Annotated in this window: 20 protein-coding genes and 1 riboswitch; of the genes, 4 read left to right on the top strand and 16 right to left on the bottom strand. The window is 56.7% G+C overall.

The window, feature by feature from the left end:
• Nucleotides 1-11: 11 nt before the first annotated feature.
• Both ACMYSP_RS11185 and iclR read right to left on the bottom strand, forming a co-directional pair.
• Nucleotides 12-431: an ASCH domain-containing protein gene (locus ACMYSP_RS11185; RefSeq protein WP_434587065.1), complete on the bottom strand. Its 420-nt coding sequence runs from the start codon at nt 429-431 to the stop codon at nt 12-14.
• 10 nt (nt 432-441) lie between these two features.
• Nucleotides 442-1,269, bottom strand: a complete 828-nt coding sequence (gene iclR / locus ACMYSP_RS11180; RefSeq protein WP_434586831.1) for a glyoxylate bypass operon transcriptional repressor IclR — start codon at nt 1,267-1,269, stop codon at nt 442-444.
• A gap of 194 nt (nt 1,270-1,463) precedes the next feature.
• On the opposite strand from iclR, the gene metH reads away from it, so the two are divergent.
• Nucleotides 1,464-5,147: a methionine synthase gene (metH, locus tag ACMYSP_RS11175; RefSeq protein WP_434586829.1), complete on the top strand. Its 3,684-nt coding sequence runs from the start codon at nt 1,464-1,466 to the stop codon at nt 5,145-5,147.
• Nucleotides 5,148-5,374: 227 nt separating this feature from the next.
• A complete protein-coding gene (locus ACMYSP_RS11170) occupies nt 5,375-7,006 on the top strand; it encodes a Na/Pi cotransporter family protein (protein WP_434586828.1) in 1,632 nt (543 codons plus the stop codon).
• A gap of 61 nt (nt 7,007-7,067) precedes the next feature.
• Here the strand turns inward: ACMYSP_RS11170 and pepE are convergent, their stop codons facing one another.
• The 9 genes from pepE to ACMYSP_RS11125 form a co-directional block, all read right to left on the bottom strand.
• A complete protein-coding gene (gene pepE / locus ACMYSP_RS11165; RefSeq protein WP_434586827.1) occupies nt 7,068-7,757 on the bottom strand; it encodes a dipeptidase PepE in 690 nt (229 codons plus the stop codon).
• Between the two features lie 128 nt (nt 7,758-7,885).
• The gene (locus ACMYSP_RS11160) at nt 7,886-8,698 is read right to left on the bottom strand and encodes a shikimate 5-dehydrogenase (protein ID WP_434586826.1); all 813 of its coding nucleotides are present in this window, start codon (nt 8,696-8,698) and stop codon (nt 7,886-7,888) included.
• Entirely contained in the window at nt 8,691-9,920 is a 1,230-nt protein-coding gene (sorE, locus tag ACMYSP_RS11155; RefSeq protein WP_434586825.1) for an L-sorbose 1-phosphate reductase, read from the bottom strand. The genes ACMYSP_RS11160 and sorE overlap by 8 nt, the downstream gene beginning before the upstream one ends.
• Nucleotides 9,921-9,971: 51 nt before the next feature.
• Nucleotides 9,972-10,796, bottom strand: coding sequence for a PTS system mannose/fructose/sorbose family transporter subunit IID (locus tag ACMYSP_RS11150; RefSeq protein ID WP_434586823.1), 825 nt, complete (start codon nt 10,794-10,796; stop codon nt 9,972-9,974).
• A gap of 11 nt (nt 10,797-10,807) precedes the next feature.
• Nucleotides 10,808-11,605, bottom strand: coding sequence for a PTS mannose/fructose/sorbose transporter subunit IIC (locus ACMYSP_RS11145; protein ID WP_434586821.1), 798 nt, complete (start codon nt 11,603-11,605; stop codon nt 10,808-10,810).
• A 215-nt stretch (nt 11,606-11,820) separates the two neighbouring features.
• On the bottom strand, nt 11,821-12,315 hold the full coding sequence (locus ACMYSP_RS11140) for a mannose/fructose/sorbose PTS transporter subunit IIB (protein WP_434586819.1): 495 nt from the start codon (nt 12,313-12,315) through the stop codon (nt 11,821-11,823).
• Nucleotides 12,315-12,722: a mannose/fructose/sorbose PTS transporter subunit IIA gene (locus ACMYSP_RS11135; RefSeq protein ID WP_434586818.1), complete on the bottom strand. Its 408-nt coding sequence runs from the start codon at nt 12,720-12,722 to the stop codon at nt 12,315-12,317. The genes ACMYSP_RS11140 and ACMYSP_RS11135 overlap by 1 nt, the downstream gene beginning before the upstream one ends.
• Before the next feature lie 9 nt (nt 12,723-12,731).
• A complete protein-coding gene (locus ACMYSP_RS11130) occupies nt 12,732-13,535 on the bottom strand; it encodes an SDR family oxidoreductase (protein ID WP_434586815.1) in 804 nt (267 codons plus the stop codon).
• Nucleotides 13,536-13,604: 69 nt separating this feature from the next.
• Entirely contained in the window at nt 13,605-14,558 is a 954-nt protein-coding gene (locus ACMYSP_RS11125) for a sugar-binding transcriptional regulator (protein ID WP_434586813.1), read from the bottom strand.
• 472 nt (nt 14,559-15,030) lie between these two features.
• On the opposite strand from ACMYSP_RS11125, the gene rluF reads away from it, so the two are divergent.
• The gene (gene rluF / locus ACMYSP_RS11120) at nt 15,031-15,906 is read left to right on the top strand and encodes a 23S rRNA pseudouridine(2604) synthase RluF (RefSeq protein WP_434586811.1); all 876 of its coding nucleotides are present in this window, start codon (nt 15,031-15,033) and stop codon (nt 15,904-15,906) included.
• Here the strand turns inward: rluF and ACMYSP_RS11115 are convergent.
• From ACMYSP_RS11115 to lysC, 3 genes are all read right to left on the bottom strand, one after another.
• Nucleotides 15,903-16,175 (bottom strand): DUF3811 domain-containing protein, encoded by a 273-nt coding sequence (locus ACMYSP_RS11115; RefSeq protein WP_123757723.1) that lies wholly within the window; start codon nt 16,173-16,175, stop codon nt 15,903-15,905. The two genes, rluF and ACMYSP_RS11115, sit on opposite strands and share 4 nt — an antisense overlap.
• An 89-nt stretch (nt 16,176-16,264) precedes the next feature.
• Complete coding sequence (gene panS, locus ACMYSP_RS11110) at nt 16,265-17,194, bottom strand: ketopantoate/pantoate/pantothenate transporter PanS (protein ID WP_434586810.1); 930 nt, start codon at nt 17,192-17,194, stop codon at nt 16,265-16,267.
• Between the two features lie 167 nt (nt 17,195-17,361).
• Entirely contained in the window at nt 17,362-18,711 is a 1,350-nt protein-coding gene (gene lysC / locus ACMYSP_RS11105) for a lysine-sensitive aspartokinase 3 (RefSeq protein WP_434586809.1), read from the bottom strand.
• 172 nt (nt 18,712-18,883) lie between these two features.
• A riboswitch (Lysine riboswitch) is annotated at nt 18,884-19,116 on the bottom strand.
• 474 nt (nt 19,117-19,590) lie between these two features.
• On the opposite strand from lysC, the gene pgi reads away from it, so the two are divergent.
• Nucleotides 19,591-21,240, top strand: a complete 1,650-nt coding sequence (gene pgi / locus ACMYSP_RS11100) for a glucose-6-phosphate isomerase (RefSeq protein ID WP_434586808.1) — start codon at nt 19,591-19,593, stop codon at nt 21,238-21,240.
• 46 nt (nt 21,241-21,286) lie between these two features.
• Here pgi and ACMYSP_RS11095 read toward each other — a convergent pair whose 3' ends face one another.
• Both ACMYSP_RS11095 and ACMYSP_RS11090 read right to left on the bottom strand, forming a co-directional pair.
• The gene (locus ACMYSP_RS11095; protein ID WP_434586807.1) at nt 21,287-21,742 is read right to left on the bottom strand and encodes an acyltransferase; all 456 of its coding nucleotides are present in this window, start codon (nt 21,740-21,742) and stop codon (nt 21,287-21,289) included.
• 8 nt (nt 21,743-21,750) lie between these two features.
• Nucleotides 21,751-22,260, bottom strand: coding sequence for a GNAT family N-acetyltransferase (locus ACMYSP_RS11090; RefSeq protein ID WP_434586805.1), 510 nt, complete (start codon nt 22,258-22,260; stop codon nt 21,751-21,753).
• Nucleotides 22,261-22,300: the final 40 nt, after the last annotated feature.

The following is a 22,300-nucleotide window of genomic DNA, read 5'->3' as shown; positions in this document are numbered from 1 at the left end:
GGGTTCGCGGCTCAGGACAATCGGGCGTCGGCGACTTCGATCAGCGCAAACTCTTCATAAATCAGCTCCATCTCCGGTGACCAGGTCCCTTCACGCTCGAAGAACGCCTGATGGCCCTGCTGCCAGTAGGCCAGACTTAAATCGCCTTCACCTTCCCGCGCGGCGAGTTCTGCGGTCATCTCATTAAAGCGAATGATTCGGAGCACCAGAGTGCGGATGACGCAGGCCGGCTCGCCTGCGCCGTTGAGTACGATGTGGTAGGCGCCTGGAGTGACGGGCGGGTTCTCTTGTCGATAGCTGGCAAGAGAACCGCAGGTGCCGCGTTTTTTCCCGGCGATAACCAGATCCACCAGCTCATCGGCCAGTTCGGGGGAATCGCCGAATGACCAGCAGAATGCACCGGGATAACGCTGTTGCCAGAGGGACTTCAGATCGTTCATGTTAGCGAACCCCGCCATACGCCAGCGTCACCTCTTTGGCCGCTCTAATCACCAGCGCACCCAGTTCGGTGACCCGATCGTCAGTCATGCGGGAAATCGGGCCGGAGATGGAGATGGCGGCAAACGGCTCACGGTGCTCGTCATAAATGCAGGAGGCGACGCAGCGTAAACCGAGGGCATGCTCTTCATCATCAAACGAATAGCCACGCTTGCGCGTCTGGGCCAGATCCTCTTTCAGATGGACCGGTGAGACCAGCGTCGCGTGGGTATAGGCGTGCAGACCTTTGCGGTGTAACAGGCCAGTGACCTGCTCTTCGCTGAGCTGAGACAAGAACGCTTTACCCGCCCCGGAGGCGTGCATCGGCAGTTTTCCACCAATCGGCGCGGACATTCGCATCAGCTGCGTACACTGAACCTGGTCGATAATAATCGCCTGGTGATCGCTTTGATCCAGGACGGCCAGGTTGACCGTTTCACCGGAGTCTTCCATCAGCTGGCGCAGAATCGGGTGGACGATGGCCAGCAGGTTGCGGCTTTGCAGAAAGCTGCTGCCGACGATAAAGGCATGCGCGCCTACCGACCAGTGACCCAGTTCGCCGACCTGGCGCACGAAGCCCAGTTGCTGCATGGTCGTCAACAGGCGATGGGTCGTGGAGTTGGGCAGACCGGCCTGTTGGGCCAGCTCGGTCAATGCGACGCTGCTGTGCGATTCAGCAATCCACTCGAGGAGTTTTAATCCGCGAGTAAGCGATTGAACCTGGCCGCCAGCCTGTGGGGCGGCGGGCGTCGCGGGTTTTCTGCCGCGCTTAGCGGGAACGGGAGTAGCCATCGCTGAATCCTTTTTTCTGTATCGTGGAAATAGTTTTCATTTTATTTGCACAATTTGCAATCACAACCAGACTGATCGGATGAGTGAAGCTGAACATGTCTCATATTGTCAGTCGCTCTCTTTTCCGCATGGGTGGTTTATGCCAGTATGGTTTGTTGGCCTTTTGGCCTGGGTTAGCGTTGTCGGGAGCGAGTGTGAGCAGCAAAGTTGAACAACTGCATCAGCAGTTAAAAAAACGTATTTTAGTTCTGGATGGCGGTATGGGCACCATGATCCAGGGCTATCGTCTGAGTGAAGAAGATTTCCGTGGCGCACGCTTTGCCGACTGGCCCTGCGATCTGAAAGGCAATAACGACCTGCTGGTGCTCAGCAAGCCGGAGGTGATTACCGCTATCCACGATGCCTACTTTGAGGCCGGGGCGGATATCATTGAAACCAACACCTTTAACTCGACCATTATCGCGATGGCGGATTACCAGATGGAATCCCTGTCGGCGGAAATCAACTTTGCCGCGGCACAGCTGGCGCGCGCCTGCGCCGATGCGTGGACGGCCCGGACGCCGGAAAAACCGCGTTACGTCGCAGGTGTCCTCGGCCCGACCAACCGCACCGCCTCTATCTCCCCGGACGTTAACGACCCGGCCTACCGCAATATCACCTTTGATGGGCTGGTAGCAGCGTACCGTGAATCCACCAAAGCGCTGGTGGAAGGCGGCGTAGACCTGATCATGATTGAGACGGTGTTCGATACCCTGAACGCCAAAGCGGCGATCTTTGCCGTGAAAGAGGAGTTCGACGCGCTGGGGGTAGATCTTCCCATTATGATCTCCGGCACCATCACCGATGCCTCCGGTCGTACGCTCTCCGGGCAAACCACCGAAGCCTTTTATAATTCGCTGCGACACGCCGATGCGCTGACCTTCGGCCTGAACTGCGCACTGGGACCAGACGAACTGCGCCAGTATGTGCAGGAACTGTCGCGCATTGCCGAATGCTACGTCACCGCGCACCCTAACGCCGGGCTGCCAAACGCCTTTGGGGAATACGATCTCGACGCCGACACCATGGCCGCCCAGATCCGCGAATGGGCGGAAGCGGGCTTTCTGAACATCGTCGGCGGCTGCTGCGGCACTACGCCGGAACATATCGCCGCCATGTCACGCGCCGTGGCGGGCCTGGCGCCGCGCGTGCTGCCGGAAATCCCGGTGGCCTGTCGCCTGGCTGGCCTGGAACCGCTGAATATCGGTGATGATAGCCTGTTTGTGAACGTCGGCGAACGTACCAACGTCACCGGTTCGGCTAAGTTCAAGCGCCTGATTAAAGAAGAAAAATATAACGAAGCACTGGACGTTGCCCGCCAGCAGGTGGAAAGCGGCGCGCAGATTATCGATATCAACATGGATGAGGGGATGCTCGACGCCGAAGCGGCGATGGTGCGTTTCCTCAACCTGATTGCCGGCGAGCCTGATATTGCCCGGGTGCCGATTATGATCGACTCCTCGAAATGGGATGTCATCGAAAAGGGCCTGAAATGCATTCAGGGGAAAGGCATCGTCAACTCTATCTCGATGAAAGAGGGGGTTGAGGCCTTCGTCGCGCATGCGAAAAAGGTCCGTCGCTACGGCGCGGCCGTCGTGGTCATGGCCTTTGACGAAGTCGGCCAGGCCGACACCCGTGCGCGCAAAATTGAGATTTGCCGCAGGGCGTACAACATTCTGACCAAAGAGGTGGGCTTCCCACCGGAAGACATTATTTTTGACCCCAATATCTTCGCCGTCGCCACCGGTATTGAAGAACACAACAATTATGCCCAGGACTTTATCGGTGCCTGCGAAGACATTAAACGCGAGCTGCCGCACGCGCTGATTTCCGGCGGCGTCTCGAACGTCTCGTTCTCATTCCGTGGCAACGATCCGGTGCGCGAAGCGATTCACGCGGTGTTCCTCTACTACGCCATTCGCAACGGCATGGATATGGGGATTGTTAACGCCGGGCAGCTGGCTATTTATGACGATCTCCCTGCCGAGCTACGCGACGCCGTAGAAGACGTGATCCTCAATCGACACGCCGAGGGTACCGATCGCCTGCTGGAGCTGGCGGAAAAATACCGCGGCAGTAAAACCGACGACGCTGCCAACGCCCAACAGGCGGAATGGCGCAGCTGGGACGTGAAAAAGCGCCTTGAATACTCGCTGGTAAAAGGGATTACCGAGTTTATCGAGCTGGACACCGAAGAGGCTCGCCAGCAGTCTGCTCGCCCGATTGAGGTGATTGAAGGCCCGCTGATGGACGGCATGAATGTAGTCGGCGATCTGTTTGGTGAGGGCAAAATGTTCCTGCCGCAGGTGGTGAAATCGGCCCGCGTCATGAAACAGGCGGTCGCCTATCTGGAGCCGTATATCGAAGCCAGTAAGGAAAAAGGCTCCAGCAACGGCAAGATGGTGATTGCCACCGTCAAAGGCGACGTCCATGACATCGGTAAAAATATCGTTGGCGTGGTGCTGCAGTGTAATAACTACGAAATTATCGATCTTGGCGTAATGGTACCGGCGGATAAAATCCTCAAAACCGCCCGTGAAGTGAATGCCGACCTGATTGGCCTCTCTGGGTTGATTACCCCGTCTCTGGATGAAATGGTCAACGTGGCGAAAGAGATGGAACGCCAGGGCTTTACCATTCCACTGCTGATTGGCGGCGCCACGACCTCGAAAGCGCATACGGCGGTTAAAATCGAGCAGAACTACAGCGGCCCGACGGTGTACGTGCAGAACGCCTCGCGTACCGTGGGCGTGGTGGCTTCGCTGCTTTCGGAAACCCAGCACGATGAGTTCGTCGCGCGTACCCGTAAAGAGTACAACACCGTGCGTATTCAACACGCCCGTAAAAAACCGCGCACGCCGCCGGTGACGCTGGCTGCCGCCCGGGATAACGACCTGGCCTTTGACTGGGATAACTACACGCCGCCGGTGGTCCACCGTCTGGGCGTACAAAGCGTGGAAGCCAGCATCGAAACCCTGCGCAACTACATCGACTGGACGCCGTTCTTTATGACCTGGTCGCTGGCCGGGAAATATCCGCGCATCCTTGAAGATGAAGTTGTGGGTGAAGAGGCGCAGCGGCTGTTCAATGATGCCAACGAAATGCTGGATATGCTGAGCGCCGGGAAGCAGCTCAACCCGCGCGGCGTGGTGGGATTATTCCCGGCCAACCGCGTGGGCGACGATATTGAAATTTACCGCGATGAGACCCGCACCCACGTCCTGACGGTCAGTCATCATCTGCGTCAGCAAACGGAGAAAGTGGGCTTTGCCAACTACTGCCTCGCCGACTTTGTCGCTCCGAAGCTAAGCGGTAAAGCGGATTACATCGGCGCCTTTGCGGTCACCGGTGGGCTGGAAGAGGATGCGCTGGCGGAAGCGTTTGATGCGCAGCACGATGATTACAACAAGATCATGGTGAAAGCCATCGCCGACCGTCTGGCAGAAGCCTTCGCGGAATATCTGCATGAGCGGGTGCGTAAAGTCTACTGGGGCTATGCGGCGAATGAAAACCTCAGCAATGAAGAACTGATCCGTGAAAACTACCAGGGGATTCGTCCGGCACCGGGTTATCCGGCCTGCCCGGAACATACCGAAAAAGCCGTTATCTGGGAACTGCTGGATGTTGAAGCCCAGACCGGCATGAAGCTCACCGAGTCGTTTGCCATGTGGCCTGGCGCCTCGGTTTCCGGCTGGTATTTCAGTCATCCGGACAGCAAGTACTACGCGGTGGCGCAAATTCAGCGCGATCAGGTGGAAGATTATGCCCGGCGTAAAGAGATGACCCCTGCCGAAGTTGAGCGCTGGCTGGCGCCAAACCTCGGGTACGACGCGGACTAGCTCGCGGCCGGTCACAAATCTGTCATCTCACCTTACAACTTACAGGGCGCGCCAGTCGCGCCCTGTCTCTTTATTGCTGCTAAACCCTTATACTGGTTATTGGTTCAGCGCGTGCCGTCTTCCATGGCGAGCGTTCTGGACGGTGTAGCCCGGTTGAGCACTGCCGGGGGAATTCCTGGCGGGGAAGCAATATTTATCCGTCGGGTAAGTAAGGAGAAAAAGAATCCGTGTTAACTCTGCTGCACCTGCTGTCTGCCGTCGCTCTACTGGTTTGGGGGACGCATATCGTTCGTACCGGCGTGATGCGCGTATTTGGTGCGCGCCTGCGCTCCGTGCTGAGTAGCAGCGTCGAGAAAAAGCCGCTCGCCTTCTGCGCGGGTATTGGCGTCACGGCGCTGGTACAGAGCAGTAACGCCACCACCATGCTGGTGACCTCGTTCGTAGCCCAGGATCTGGTGGCGCTGACGCCGGCGCTGGTGATTGTCCTCGGGGCCGATGTCGGTACCGCGCTGATGGCGAGGGTGCTGACCTTCGACCTCTCCTGGCTATCACCGCTGCTGATTTTTATCGGGGTAATTTTCTTTCTTGGCCGCAAACAAACCCGCGCCGGCCAGCTCGGGCGGGTGGGCATCGGTCTGGGGCTGATTTTATTAGCGCTGGAACTGATCGTGCAGGCGGTTCACCCCATTACGCAGGCCAACGGCGTACAGGTGATTTTCGCCTCGTTGACCGGCGACATCATGCTGGATGCGCTGATCGGTGCCATGTTCGCCATTATCAGTTATTCCAGCCTGGCGGCGGTGCTGTTAACGGCTACCCTGACCTCAACCGGCGTGATTTCGTTCCCGGTGGCGTTGTGTCTGGTGATTGGCGCCAACCTCGGCTCGGGGATTCTGGCGATGATCAACAACAGCGCCGCCAATGCCTCCGCGCGGCGCGTGGCGCTTGGTAGCTTGTTGTTTAAGCTGGTGGGTAGCCTGATTATCCTGCCGTTTGTCCATGTGCTGGCCGATGTGATGCACCGTATGCCGCTGCCGGAAGCTGAGCTGGTCATCTACTTCCACGTCTTCTACAACCTGATCCGCTGCGTGGCGATGGTGCCGTTTGCTGAACCGATGGCCCGGCTCTGTAAGCGCCTGATTCACGAAGATCCTGAGCTTGACCTGCATCTTAAGCCGAAGCACCTGGATACTTCGGCGCTGGATACGCCGACGCTGGCGTTAGCCAATGCCGCGCGTGAGACTCTGCGTATTGGCGACGCCATGGAGCAGATGCTGGAAGGGTTGCACAAGGTGATGCACGGTGAACCGCGAGAGGAGAAGGAGCTGCGTCGGCTGGCTGACGACATCAACGTGCTTTATACCGCGATCAAGCTGTATCTGGCGCGGATGCCGAAAGATGAACTGGCCGAAGAGGAATCCCGGCGCTGGGCGGAAATCATCGAGATGGCGCTGAACCTCGAGCAGGCCTCTGATATCGTCGAACGCATGGGCAGCGAGATCGCCGATAAATCTCTGGCGGCGCGGCGCGCCTTTTCCGTCGAAGGGCTGAAAGAGCTGGACGGGCTGTACGATCAGCTGCTCAGCAACTTACAGCTGGCGATGTCGGTCTTTTTCTCCAGCGACGTGCCGAGCGCCCGCCGTCTGCGCCGCAACAAGCACCGTTTCCGCATCCTCAACCGTCGCTACTCTCATGCGCACGTCGATCGTCTGCATCAGCAGAACGTACAGAGCATTGAGACCAGTTCGCTGCATTTGGGCTTACTGGGCGATATGAAACGTCTGAACTCGTTGTTCTGTTCCGTGGCGTATAGCGTGATGGAACAGCCGGATGAAGACGATGAGCGGGATGAGTATTAAGCCCGGGTTAGCGGCGGGTCTGTAGCCCGGCTGACGTGCGTACGTCAGCCGGGAAGCGGTCTTAAAAGCGGTGGCCTGCCTCGAGCGTCACCGCTTCTTCACCGGCCCTGAACACCAGCGTAGGGTTCGGGCCACCGAGGGTAGCGTGTCCCTGGGTCACCTGAATCCAGTTGCCTTCCGGTAAGCCGATCACCGTCAGCTCCGGCGCGACCACCAGCAGCTCGCGGATCCGCTGCTCACGGGTTTCACCTTTATGGCCTTCCGGCAGCGCATTGGTAAAGTGCGGGTTAATTTGCAGCGGGAACAGCCCCAGCGCAGAAAACCCCTGCGGGTCAACGATCGGCATATCGTTGGTGGTGCGGATGGTCGGACAGGCGAGATTCGCGCCGGCGCTCCAGCCGATATACAGCGCGCCGCGCGTTACCACATCGACGATAGGAGCCAGAAGCCCGCGCTCACGACACTCCTTCAGCAACTGAAAGGTATTGCCGCCACCCACGATCACCAGTTCGGCAGCGTTGATGGCGGCCACCGGGTCGGCGACGCTATGAATGCCGGTGACTTTGACACCGAGCGAGGCGAGTACCGCGGCAGTTTTGGCCGTGTAGTCATCCCAGGTTTGCGTCACCCCAGCGAAGGGGATAAACACCGCCGAACGGCGTCCGTTGAGCTGGCCGCTAATCACGGGCAGCGCGTGTTCCAGCCATGCTTTACCAGGTAGCGACGAGTTACTTAATAACAGCAGTTCCATCTTTTCTCCATGTAGCCAGGTGATAGCATCGGCTGCGGATCCTACCACCGCTTGCCTGCTCGCTCGCTGATATGGCTCACGATGTTGCAAGGTCGCGACAGGAATTGCGCCCTCCCTGGCGCTCAGCGTTACTCTGCCCGGGCGAATGCCGCGGCTTCTCTGACGAGGTCCGCATCCGGGCGCACGCCGGTATACAGCGCAAACTGCTCCACCGCCTGCAGTGCGATCACCTCGGCTCCGCTAATAATGTGTTTATCCAACTGCCGCGCCAGGCGAATCAGCGGCGTTTCCACGGGCAGGGCCACTACATCGAACACCACGCTGGCCTGGGCAACCATCGTCTGGCTGAACGCCAGGGTGTCGCTGTGCGCTCCGCCCGCCATGCCGAGCGGCGTGACGTTGACCAGGATATCGGCGGCGATCCCTTCCGGCTGGGGCTGCCACTGAAAACCGTACTGTCTGGCGAGCGCCAGGCCGTTGTCGCGGTTGCGCGCGGCGATCACCACGTTGCGAAAACCAGCATCGCGGAAGGCAGCGATTACCGCTTTCCCCATGCCGCCGCTACCCTGAATCATCACGGCGGCGGCGTTATTCAACTGGTGGCTGTCGATCAGGCTTTTCACCGCAATATAATCGGTATTAAGACCGGTCAGCCTGCCGTTGTCGTTGACGATGGTGTTCACCGAATCAATAACCGCGGCGGAAGGATCGATGGCGTCGAGAAAGGGCATGCAGCTCTCTTTAAACGGCATCGATACCGCGCAGCCGCGAATGCCCAGCGCCCGCACGCCGGCCACCGCAGCGGCAATGTCCTGCGTCGTAAAGGCCTTGTAGAGATAGTTCAGCCCCAGTTTCTGATACAGATAGTTGTGAAAGCGCGTGCCGAAATTACCCGGGCGACCGGCCAGCGACATACAGAGTTGGGTATCACGATTAATCATGAGCAATGTCCGGTGCGTGGGCTAACAGGTACTGTTCCGCTTCCGCAGACCAGATCCCATGGTGGCGCTCCATAATGGCCGCCAGTTGCGGATCGGCAATCTGGCCCAGGGGCGTCAGTGGAATAGATTTTTCGGTATACACCAGCTTTTTACCGCCGCCGACGGCGGGCAAATCGAGGGTCGTATCACCCGCGGCGTTAAGCCCAAGAATATGGGTAACCACTTTAGCGGCCTGGACTTTTTTCGCCTGCATCAGGGCGACGGCGGCCCGCATATCATCGGTATTCCCGCCGGATGTGCCGACGTAATGGGTGAAGGCGTAGTGCACATCGTAAAAGTTGATCGGCGCGCTGAACTGCTTATCCTGCGGACCGGCAAAGAAGTTCAGGCAGCCGTCAGGGGCCAGCAGCGAAGAGGCCATGGTAATCAGCTGATCATTGGGAACGAAGACGAAAATATCGTCAAAGCCGTGGCCGCCGGTCAGCGCCATCAGCGTCTCACGTCCGGCATCGTGTCCGTCAAGGTAGTGGATCAGCGTCTGCGGCTCGGACGGATAGTGCTGGCGGGCATAGCTCAGCTTCGGCTTATTGGTATCGGTCACCACCAGCAACGAAGGATTCACCGGCCCGTGCAACGCATAGTCGATCGCCAGCAGCCCCATTGGTCCGGTGCCGCCGAGGATCAGCGTGCGCCCCTGTGGCCGGATACCCATGGTGTGGTTGTAGGTGCCTTCCTGCAGGTGATAGTTGGCATTGAACGCGCCGATCACGCAGGAGAGCGGTTCGACCAGCGAGCCTTCAAACCAGCTATCGCCCTCCCAGGTGAGCAGGCAATCTTGCGTCATCACCTCGTCAGGGATCACCACGTGCGTGGCTTCACCACCGATCCACGGGAAAGAGTAGCCGGGACAATCGGGGCGGTCCGGCAGCTGCAGATTGGCCTGAATCACGTAGCGCTGACCGGCCTGAAACTTGTGCTGCCATTTTTTCCCGACCGCGAGAATTTCGCCGCAGAATTCATGACCGATGATGATGGGGTTGACCGCCACATCGTCCGGGACTTTCTTATGGTTTTCCCCCTGATTAGCCTCTTTCCAGGAAGAGAGACACAGGCTGTCGGTCACCACGCGGGCGAGGATTTCGTCGTCCTGCATGGCCGGGAGTTCGAAGGTTTCCAGGCGCAGATCGCGCTTGCCGTACAGTCGAAGAGCTGTTGTTTGCATAAACCACCTCATATTGAGCACAGTGGCCCCGGCGCGGCCGGGGCAGAAAAATCAGGACAAGAAGCCCAGCGCGTTGCCGATAATCCCCAGCCCGAACAGGGCGAAGATCAGCCATACTGGATTCACTTTTTTGTTGAGCAGGCGCACCATCAGCAGCGTCAGACCCAGCGCCAGCAGGCCAGGGCAGAGCTGATCGAGGATGTTTTGCACGGTCATGGTGACGGTTGTTCCGTCGGCGCCCGGCGTTTTCGATACCACCAACGGCACGTTGATGGTGGTCCATTTCGTGACCAGCACCCCCATGACGAACAGACCCAGAATCGACGCCCCTTCGGTCAGTTTTTGCAGCAGGTTACCGCCCATATCGCTGACGATATTGACCCCTTTACGGAAGCCGAGCTGCAGGCCATACCATTTCATGGCCAGACGTACTGCGTTGAAAATAAAGAAGAACAGCAAAGGACCCAGCAGGTTTCCGGAGAGCGCCAGCGATGCGCCGAGCGCCGCGGTAATCGGGCGTAGCGTCCCCCAGACCAACGGATCGCCGACGCCGGCCAGCGGACCCATCAGGCCAACTTTGATGCCGTTAATGGCTCCATCGTCGATGGCCGCCCCGTTGGCGCGTGCTTCCTCCATGGCCGCCGTCACGCCCAGCACCGGGCCACAGACGGCGGGGGTGGTGTTGAAGAACACCAGATGGCGCTTCAGCGCCGCCACCTGATCCTCTTTTAGCGGATAGAGGCGTTTGATCGCCGGGATCATGTCGTAGCAAAAACCGAGGCCATGAATACGTTCGAAGTTGAAGGAGGCCTGCTGCAGGTTGGAGCGCAGAAATATGCTAACCAGGTCGCCTTGTGTCAGTTTTTTCGGTTCCATTGTGGGCTCCATCAGTCGTCAAGTTGGTCAAGGGCGGTGGAAGAGGCGGCAGCCTGCTGCGGCTCGGTCTTACGCCATTGCGGGTTCAGCTGGATATAAATCAGCGCGATGATGACGCCCACGCCGCCAAAGGCCAGCAGGCTGAAATTGAGGTAGCCACCCGCCAGAAAACCGAGGAAAAAGAAAGGCATCAGATATTTCACGCCCATCATGCGCAGGACCATGGCGTAGCCCACCACCACAATAAAGCCGCCGGCGATTTGCAGACCGCGAGTGACAAATTCCGGGATGGCGTTGAGCATGTTGCTGACCATGTCGGCGCTGACAAACATCGAGACCACCAGTGCCGGAATGGCGACGCGCAGCGCCTGTACGCCCAGCGCCGAGACGTGCAACAGGTCGATAGTGCGAAAACGGGCCTCTTCTGCCGCTTTGTCCGCCGCATGCTGGAAGACGACGGTGATGGTGCGGGCGAAAACGGTTAATACCTGGCCTGCCGCCGCTACCGGCAGCGCGATGGCGATACCGGTGGCGATGCTTTGATGACCGACGATAACCAGAATGGCGGAGATAATGCTGGCCAGCGCGGAGTCCGGCGATTGTGCGGCACCAACGTTCATCCAGCCGAGGGCGATCAGCTCCAGCGTACCGCCGAGCATAATCCCGGTTTTTAAATCACCGAGAATTAACCCAATGACGGTACAGGCAATTAACGGGCGGTGAGTCTGGAATTCATCCAGCACGCTGCCCATGCCGGCAATACAGGAAAAAATAAATATGGCGATTATTTGTAGGGTACTAATTTCCATTATATGTCACCTTGCGGGTATACCCTTCATCCTTCCAGTTGCTTGGGTGTTGGCTGCACCCGTTCACCCCAGTCACTTATTTGAATAAGCTCCTGGGAATTTACGGTTTTGCCGCCTACAAGCAACTCGAATTATTTTGGGTAGATATTAATCCCTGCCTGTTACGGCATTAATATGGCATCGTGCGAACGATGGTATTAATACAGGCGCTTTTTTTATTCTGTAATGGACTGCTCAATTATTTTGTCGATAATATTTACGGATGGATCCGAAGCCACCACGCGTAAATCCAGTTTGACCCCAAGTTTATCCAGTTCACGAAACGCATTAATATCGCTTTGATCTAACGATACTGCTTTGGTTAATTGTTTTTTACCCGGTCGCCAGGCCATTCCGCCAATATTCAGAGTGGCGATATTCACCCCTTGTCTGACCATCGTTAACGCATCCTGCGGGTTGGTAAAGAGATAAAAAACGGTCTCGTTTTGATATTGCGGGTTGTGATAGACGGCGACCGCTTTTTCGAGGTTCACGACGTTGACCTTCATTCCCGGCGGGGCGGCCTGGCGCAGTAAGGTGCGCCGTACTTCATCGTTATACACCTCGTCGTTGCAGATAATAATGCGTTGGGCGTTAGCCACTTTGGACCAGACGGTAGTCACCTGGCCGTGGATCAGGCGGTCATCGATGCGGGCGAGCGTAATGTTCATCAGAAATCCTCCTCAATGGTTTCCGGCTGTCGCCAGACCACGCAGCACTGGCTGGCGATGGTGGTCAGGTGGTCGCATAATGCCTCTGCGCTCATGCTGTGCTGGTTATCCACCAGTTCCAGCGCCAGCGGTAACGAGAGGCCGCTGATGACCCGCAGTCGTGGGTTGCTCATCGCCAGTCCGGCGGCGGCATTCCACGGGCTGCCGCACTGCAAATCAACGGCAATCAGCCACTCGCTATCGTTGTGAGTGCTCACTAACTTTTCCAGCTTCGCGGCGATATCCCCGGCGTTTTCTCCCGGGACAAATTCCACGGCGTTGACGTCGACGTCGCCATAGACCATGCGGACCGAATCGAGCATGGCGCCGGCCAGCTGGCCATGTGCACAGAAAATAACATTCACCATTTCGACTCCTTAACCGCGGGTTTTTCCGCCGGCGATGTTAGTGGTTACTCCGGTTATATAGCTTGCCCGCTCTGACAGCAGATAGCAGACGTAGTCGGCAACCTCGCTCAGACGACCGGAGCGGCCAATGGGAATCGCATTTTTGCTATAGCCCGCCCGCAGCTGCTCAACGGTGATGTTGCGTGTCCAGGCCAGCGCTTCTTCATACTCCGGCGTGCGCAGCCCGGTCTTTTCAAGGATCCCTGGCGCCACGCCGACGACGCGGATGCCGTGTTTGCCCAGCTCTTTGGACCATGAACGGGTGAAGCTATTCAGCGCCGCCTTGGTCGCGGCATAGCAGCTCTGGCCCTCCGAGCCTTCCAGCCCGCTTTCCGAAGAGACGTTGACAATCACGCCTTCGCGCTGCTTCACCATCTGCCGCGCCACCGCCTGCGACATCAGAAAGACCCCTTTCTGGTTGATGTTGACCATTTTCTCAAAGGCGCTTTCGTTTAATTCATAACGGCCTTCCGGCGCTTTTTCATCGACCAGCAGGCGCGGGAAGTTGACCCCGGCATTATTCACCAGGCCATCGATACGCCCGTATTGCTGGATAATTTGCGCTACGCTGTGGTTGACTTCGCTGGCGCTGGAAATATCCGTTGGCCAGAACCGGTAGCGTTCGCTGTTTTGATATTGGTCACCGCCGTGAATATCTGTCATCTGGACATTGGCGCCGAGGTTTAATAATTCCTCAACAATTGCCAGGCCAATGCCCGAGGCGCCACCGGTCACAATAATGATTTTATCTTTCAGATTTAGCCAGGTTTGCATAATAGTCATCTCATTTTTTAGGTAAAGGGAACCCACGCAGCGCCAGCTGCGTTAACAGAAAACGATTTTTTATTTCAGTAATAGCTCTGCAGTTTCTCGATTAGTCACCAGACAGTTAATATAGCCACCGCGTAATGCACCAATAATACCCGTGTATTTTTCTTCTCCGATGGCAATACCTACGGAATAACGTACCTGTTTTAATCGGGCAATATCGATGGATAACGTTTTTTCATTCATCGTGGTCTCAACGGCATTGCCGTTGATATCGTAAAAGCGTGAACAAATATCGCCGGCGACCTGGCGTACGTTAAGGTCATCACTCTCTTCGCTGCCGTAAAAGGCGTGCCAGTTGGCGCCATCGCGGATCGCCGGGGAACCGATCCCTACCAGAGCCACGTCGAGGTTCTCCCAGTAGGATGAAATGGTTTTAAAGTGCTGGGACTGCATAATGCCGTTGCGGATCAGGGTGTTCTCCAGCAGCGCCGGGAAGTCAGCCAGGTGCGATTCGGCTTTCAGGCGGGCGGCGGCGCCATAGGTCAGCGTGTTCACATGATATTGGCTCTCCAGTTTTCCCGAAGGACCGCCGATGATCGGCACGCAGATCACCTGCCGCGACTGGCTTGCCTGAGGCAGGGTTTCCACCAGCGCCCGTACCGCCCGTCCCCAGGAAAAACCGATAATATCGCCGGGCTCAAGCAGGCGATCCACCAGTTGGGCCCCGTGCTGCCCGATGGTGCTGAGCTGGTCCTCTTCCTGTAAAGAGCTGCATGAGGCCACCACGGCTTCTTTAAGACCGAACTTCTGCTTCAGCTGCTGCTCCAGCCACAGGTTTTCGTTGTAGTCGTAGTTGATGGCGATGGTGACAATACCCTGCTCGCGTCCGCGCTTCAGCAGGCGGCTGATGGTGGTGCGATAAATACCCAGCTCGCGCGCAATCTGCGCCTGAGTCATGTCCTGCTCGTAATAGAGCTGGGCAACTTTCACTATTAAGCGGATATCATCACTGTTTTCGATCGCCATCTTCGGGCTCCTGCACATTTGTGCAAATGACATTCTTGCTCTCTTGATCTGATATAACCCCATCACAGGCCGACTACAAAGAAATATTCCACCATTTCATTATGATGAGATGGTGGTTTGTTTTGCACATTTGATCGTGAGCACCTCAGGAGATGGCACGTTTGTGCGTGATGCGCTAATGGATTGATTCTGCTTATATTCACCAGGCAAAGTTGCACGGTCTATGAATGGACACTTTTGTGTAGAAAGAGGTGGGAGATCACATTTATCGCTACCTGATACTGACGTGACTGTTTTTGATTGTCCGCAGGTTGAGGTATATTCCACGTTTTATGCCCGTCATACATCAAAGCATTCAAGTTTTATCAAGGCGGCAAGAGAGCGCACTCCGGCAGCATAGCAATCTATGTGGAATGAGTGAGCGGAGCCAACACAGTGACAACTTGAAGGATAAAGTGTCTCAGGAGACGTTATGCTGCCCGACTCATCAACCCGACTTAATAAATACATCAGTGAAAGCGGCATCTGCTCGCGCCGCGAGGCGGATCGCTACATTGAGCAAGGCAATGTTTTCATTAATGGCAAGCGAGCGACCATTGGCGATCAGGTTAACCCTGGCGACATCGTGAAGGTTAACGGTCAGCTGATCGAACCGCGCGAGGCCGAAGATCTGGTGTTCATCGCGTTGAATAAGCCGATCGGTATTGTCAGCACGACGGAAGACAGCGAGCGCGACAACATTGTTGATTTCGTCAATCACAGCAAGCGCGTCTTTCCTATCGGCCGCCTGGACAAAGACTCCCAGGGGCTGATCTTCCTCACCAACCACGGCGATCTGGTGAATAAGATCCTGCGCGCCGGCAACGATCATGAAAAAGAGTATCTGGTGACGGTTGATAAGCCGGTGACCGACGACTTTATTCGCGGCATGGGGGCCGGTGTGCCGATCCTCGGGACGGTGACGAAGAAGTGTAAAGTCAAAAAGGAAGCGCCGTTCGTGTTCCGCATTACTCTGGTCCAGGGGCTGAATCGTCAGATTCGCCGGATGTGCGAACATTTTGGCTATGAAGTCACGAAACTTGAACGGACGCGTATTATGAATATCGGACTGTCGGGACTGCCGCTGGGTGAGTGGCGTGACCTGACGGATGATGAGCTGGTGGCGCTGTTTAAGCTGATTGAGAACTCGTCGTCCGAGGCGCAACCGAAGGCGAAGGCAAAAGCCAAACCGAAAACGGCCGGGATCAAACGTCCGGTGGTCAAGGCTGAGAAGAGCAACGAGAAAGGGCGCCCGGCATCAAACGGTAAACGGTTTACTCAGCCGGGGCGTAAGAAGAAAGGGCGTTAACGTCTGCCGCGGGTCGGCGTGTTTGCCGACCACGAGAACGACGCGTCGCTATCGGGTTTGTAGGCCTGCTTTTTCTTCAGCTGGCGGGCCTTTTTCGCTTCTGCTTCACGCAGTACCATCAGTTTATCGATGTACTCTTTTTTGACGGCGTTGGTTTCTGCGTTAGTCAGCAGGCGGCCGTGCGCAATTCTCGCCCGGTCCAGCAGCGTTTTTAGCTCACGCTGCTCGCGTTCGGTCATATCTTGTTGCGTAATGCGGGGAAGTGCCATAGTAGAACCCTCAGTCAGCCGATAATTGAGTGTACGGCAATCGCGGGCCGACGGACAGCGCGTTCATCCGTCTCCCGCGTCATGGCGACTTAGTGTTTACGCTCTGATTTAGCGGTTGGTTTTCCGGACCAGTAGCCTGCCAGCAGGGAACCGGACAGATTGTGCCAGACCGAGAACAGCGCCCCAGGCAATGCGGCAAGCGGGCCGAAGTAGATTTTGCCCAGCGCGGCAGCCAGGCCGGAGTTCTGCATCCCCACTTCAATCGCCAGCGTGCGACAGGTTGACTCGTCAAAGCCAAACAGCCGCCCACCCCAGTAGCCGCCGAGCAGGCCGATGGCGTTATGCAGGATCACCGCGACAATCACCACCAGACCAACAGAGGCTATATGGGAAGCGGAACCGGCAACGACGGCGCTGATAATCGCCAGAATACAAATCATCGAGAAGGCGGGCAGGAAAGGCTCAACCGCGCGCACCACTTTTGGCAACGTATGGTGAATGACCAGCCCCAGCGCAATCGGGATCACCACAATTTGCAGAATGCTCAGCAGCATCCCCATCACATCCACCTGAATATGAGCATCCACATACAGCCGTGTTAACAGCGGGGTGGCGACGACCCCAACCAGCGTCGAGACGGACGAAATGGTGACCGACAGCGCCACATCACCTTTTGCCAGGTAGATCATCACGTTTGAAGCCGTCCCGCTGGCGACGCTGCCGACCAGCACCATGCCAGCGGAGAGCTCCGGCGGCATATGGAACAGCAGCGCCAGTGCCCAGGCCGCGAGCGGCATCACCAGATAATGCAGGAAGATCCCGGCGGCAACCGGCGCGGGGCGTGACAGCACGCGTTTAAAATCGTCGAGTTTCAGGTGTACCCCCATCCCGAACATAATGAGCATCAGCAGCGTCGTCACCCAGGGACCGATGGGCGTAAAGGTTGATGGGGTGTAATAGGCCAGAACGGAGAGCAGCAGCGCCCAGAGCGGGAACAGCCTCGTCAGAATAGCGAGCATGGTGTTTTCCTTGCGATTGACTCCTCACGCCGGGCGCGCGTCTGTGGTGCCTGCGTGGGCGCCACGTCGGCCAGCAGCCTGAGCGATGAGGGATGTTGTGTTGATATAGTTATAAAAAAGCCGGGTGCGAGCCCGGCTATAGGTAATATTTATCGTGCTAAGGGATATTATTCAAACAAATTATGATGAAGCTTCTGCACGACTTTCTCGGCATCGGCGCCAGGAACCAGGAAGCAGAGGTTATGGCTGGATGCGCCGTAGCAAATCATACGAATATTGAACGGCTCGAGCACGCCAAAGACTTCTTTGCCCACGCCGCAGGCACGGGAAAGATCGTTACCGATCAACGCCACCAGCGCCAGATCCTGCTCGACCTCCACCCGGCACAGGGAGGAGAGTTCGGTCAGCAGTGCCTGGGTTAACAGGGTATCGGTGGCGGACGTTGAGCCGGTGGTATCCATGGTCAGCGCGATGCTCACTTCAGACGTGGTGATCAGATCCACGGAGATATTGTGGCGCGCGAGGATCCCGAACACTTCCGCGAGGAAGCCGCGGGAGTGCAGCATATTCAGGCTGTGCAGCGTCAGCAACGTCTGGCGACGGCGCAGGGCCAGCGCCCGGAACAGCGGCGGGTTTTCGGTTTTATTGCACACCAGCGTACCGCCGGCGGTAGGTTCTTTACTGGAGCCGACGAAGACCGGAATATCGCTACGTACCGCAGGCAGCAGAGTGGCAGGATGGAGCACTTTTGCTCCGAAGGTGGCCATCTCAGCGGCTTCGGCAAAGGCGATAACGTCAATACGTTTGGCCGCCGGCGCAACGCGCGGGTCGGTGGTGTAGATGCCCGGGACATCGGTCCAGATATCCACACGGCTGGCGTTCAGCGCTTCGCCCAGCAGGGCAGCGGTATAGTCGCTGCCACCGCGGCCCAGCGTCGTGGTCCGGCCCTTTGCTTCGCTCCCGATAAAGCCCTGGGTGACCACCAGGCCTTCTGCCAGACGCGGAGTCAGCTGCAGCTGGGTCAGTTCGGCGAGGGCGGCAATATCCGGCTCGGCGCGACCAAAGCGATCGTTGGTACGCATAATTTTACGCACGTCGAACCACTGCGAGGCAATCCCGCGTTCGCGGAGGATTTCGACAAACAGCAGGGTAGACATCAGTTCGCCATGGCTGACCAGTTCATCGGTCAGGGCGGTGGAGCTTGCCAGCGCGGCGGCTTCTGCCAGGCTGGTGATATTTTCCAGCAGGCGCTCAATCTCTTCACGAATTACGTTGGGATAGCGCAGGCGCTCCAGGATATTGAATTGGATCTGGCGCAGGGAATCGAGTTTTTCAAAACGCGCGGTGGGTTCCAGCCCTTCAGCCAACGCCACCAGAAGATTGGTCACTCCCGCAGAGGCAGACAGCACCACTACGCCCGTGTTTTCATCGAGTCGCGCAACGTCAACGCTGCGGTTCATAGCATCGAAATCGGCAACGCTGGTGCCGCCGAATTTGGCTACAACTAAATCTGTCATAACAACCTCGTGTCAGGGGGCCTGACTTATTAAAACGATTCCTGAGTGGGTTTGGGCTGGACTCAAACTTACAGTAATAAAATGTCTTAATAAGCCAGGCCAAATTATTCAGCCATGGCACAAGGGAAGAGCGATAAACAGGGTGGGCGCAGAGCAAAAAACAGCTACGATGTCACCCAGAAGTGCTCCACCTTGTAGACCCGTACCCCAACGCGTTGCGTTAGTTCCCGAGTATGAAACGCCCGACTGCGAACGTTTCTGGTGACAACCCAGGGGATTCAGCCCCTGTGGCCGGCGAGCAGCGTACCAGACGCTTTTTCACCTCGGCGTTGCTCCCCCTCACGTATTTTCCCCGGACTGGTTCCTCCAATACGGCTACCTGGGCAACGCACCTCTTCTGGCAATTACTGACGTCTTTCACTTTGCCGGGAACGCCAGTGATGGCTCCCCCCGCAATACCCTTTCGCTGTAGCGTGAAATGCGCGAGCAATACATACCTGCAATGATGCAAGCTGTGCAGCTATATAAAGGCTTCAGGGCAGGTATGTCAACGCTGTGGTTATGCGGATTTTTCATGCACCGGCGATTAACAGAAAAAAGCCTTATGATGGCAATACCCAAAATAATTCGCGTTGCTTGTAGGCGGCAAGGCCGTAAATGCCCAGGAGCTTACTGAAGTAAGTGACTGGGGTGAACGGATGCAGCCAACACCCAGGCAACTTGAAGTATGACGGGTATATACTGGTAGAGGCTTTTTACCACAATGTAACCCTGTTCATGGCGCAGATCATCGGCATAACACAAAAATCATCACAATTTTTTGCCGCCGGCGCTACAATCGACCGCAGTCAAAATTCTCAAATCAGAAGAGTATTGCTAATGAAAAACATCAACCCAACGCAGACCGCTGCCTGGCAGGCATTACAGACACATTTTGATGCAATGAAAGACGTCACTATCAGCGAGCTTTTCGCCCAGGATAGCGATCGTTTCTCTAAGTTTTCCGCGACGTTCGACGATTTGATGCTGGTGGATTTTTCCAAAAACCGCATCACCGAAGAGACGCTGGCAAAGCTGCAGGATCTGGCAAAAGAGACCGATCTGGCGGGCGCCATCAAATCCATGTTCTCTGGCGAGAAAATCAACCGTACCGAAGACCGTGCGGTGCTGCACGTCGCGCTGCGTAACCGTAGCAATACTCCGATCATCGTTGATGGCAAAGATGTGATGCCGGAAGTGAACGCGGTGCTGGAGAAGATGAAAACCTTCTCCGAAGCTATTATCTCCGGCAGCTGGAAAGGCTATACCGGTAAAGCGATCACCGACGTCGTGAACATCGGTATCGGCGGCTCCGACCTCGGCCCGTTCATGGTGACCGAAGCGCTGCGTCCGTACAAGAACCACCTGAACATGCACTTTGTGTCCAACGTCGATGGCACCCACATTGCGGAAGTGCTGAAAGGCGTGAACCCGGAAACCACGTTGTTCCTGGTAGCCTCTAAAACCTTCACCACTCAGGAAACCATGACCAACGCCCACAGCGCGCGCGACTGGTTCCTGAGCACTGCCGGTGATGAGAAACACGTGGCGAAACACTTCGCGGCGCTGTCAACTAACGGCAAAGCCGTCGGCGAGTTCGGGATCGACACCGCCAACATGTTTGAATTCTGGGATTGGGTTGGCGGTCGCTACTCGCTGTGGTCAGCGATTGGTCTGTCCATCATCCTGTCCGTGGGCTTCGATAACTTCGTTGAGCTGCTGTCCGGTGCGCACGCCATGGATAAGCACTTCTCCACCACTGCCCCGGAGAAAAACCTGCCGGTGCTGCTGGCGCTGATCGGTATCTGGTACAACAACTTCTTCGGTGCAGAGACCGAAGCGATTCTGCCGTATGACCAGTATATGCACCGCTTTGCCGCCTACTTCCAGCAGGGCAACATGGAATCCAACGGCAAATACGTTGACCGTAACGGCAACGCTGTGGATTACCAGACTGGCCCGATTATCTGGGGTGAGCCGGGCACCAACGGTCAGCACGCGTTCTACCAGCTGATCCACCAGGGCACCAAAATGGTACCGTGCGATTTCATCGCGCCAGCCATTACCCATAACCCACTTTCCGATCATCATCCGAAGCTGCTGTCTAACTTCTTCGCGCAGACCGAAGCGCTGGCGTTCGGTAAATCCCGTGATGTGGTTGAGCAAGAATATCGCGACCAGGGTAAAGATCCGGCGACCCTCGATCACGTGGTGCCGTTCAAGGTGTTTGAAGGCAACCGCCCGACCAACTCCATCCTGCTGCGTGAAATCACGCCGTTCAGCCTGGGCGCGTTGATTGCGCTGTATGAGCACAAGATCTTCACTCAGGGTGCGATTCTGAACATCTTCACCTTTGACCAGTGGGGCGTTGAGCTGGGTAAACAGCTGGCTAACCGTATCCTGCCAGAGCTGAAAGCGGATGACGAAATCAGCAGCCACGACAGCTCTACCAATGGCCTGATCAACCGTTATAAATCCTGGCGCGCATAATAGCGGCAACGGATCTCCATGCCGGCCCACGTGGCCGGCATTTTTGTTATAGCTTCCGCAGCAGCTTTGCCGGATTACCCGCCCACACCCCTTTTTCGGTGATGGATTTTGTCACCACGCTCCCCGCGCCAATTACCGCACCGTCACAAATACTGACCGCCAGAATCGCCGCGCCGCTGCCGATAGCGACATCGTTACCGATGGTAATCCGCCCCCAGCTTTCCCGGTTGGCGTCGGGACGTCCGTCACGAAACATATCGTTGGCAAACATCACGCCGTGGCCGATAAAACACCGTTCACCGATTGTCACGTATTCGCAAATAAAGGTATGGGACTGGATTTTGCTGTCGGCGCCGATGCGCGTATTGCCCTGAATTTCGACGAACGGACCGACGAAGACATTGTCGCCCAGCTCGCAATCGTAGAGGTTGGCGGGCTGATAGATAGTCACGTTCTCGCCGCTGGTGACGTTACGAATACCGGTTTCACGAAGGGTGTGCATGCTGCCTCTCAGATCGGTTTGGCCAGAATATGTAAGATGCTCTGCTGGGTGGCGGAACGAAATACGACATCTTTTAGGTGCTGCATCCCCTGACGTTCATAAAAACGACGGGCGCTGGCATTCGCGGCGAGCACTTCCAGCCATAACCAGCTTTCACCGGCCTCTTTTGCCCGCGTTTCGACGGCGTTAAAAACCTGCTCGCCGTAGCGGTGCCCCGTTGCGTCAGGCAGCAGATAGAGCTTATGCAGCAGCGTACCGGACGGTCCGTCCGGGTTGAATTCCTGGCGGTACGCGTATTTCGCAAAGCCAATCGGGCGCGCAGCTTCAGCAATCAACCAGCAGCACTGCGCATCGGCCAGGCTGCATTCCAGCGAGGGCAGGGAGTACTCTTGTTGCAGATAGTGTTCCATCTCGTCGGCGCTATGCCAGAGGTGAGCAAAGTGGTGGCGATAGCTGGCATTACCCATTTCGTTGAGCAACGCCGCATCTTCCGGTTGTGCAGTACGGATTTTCAGCATGGTTGTTTCCTTTTTAACCCGCCAGTCTGGCAAATGATTG

Source organism: Klebsiella sp. R390 (genome assembly GCF_051131745.1).
Taxonomy (GTDB): Bacteria; Pseudomonadota; Gammaproteobacteria; order Enterobacterales; family Enterobacteriaceae; genus Klebsiella.
The sequence above is the reverse complement of the archived record's forward strand: the minus strand, read 5'-3'. Positions and strand labels throughout refer to the sequence as shown.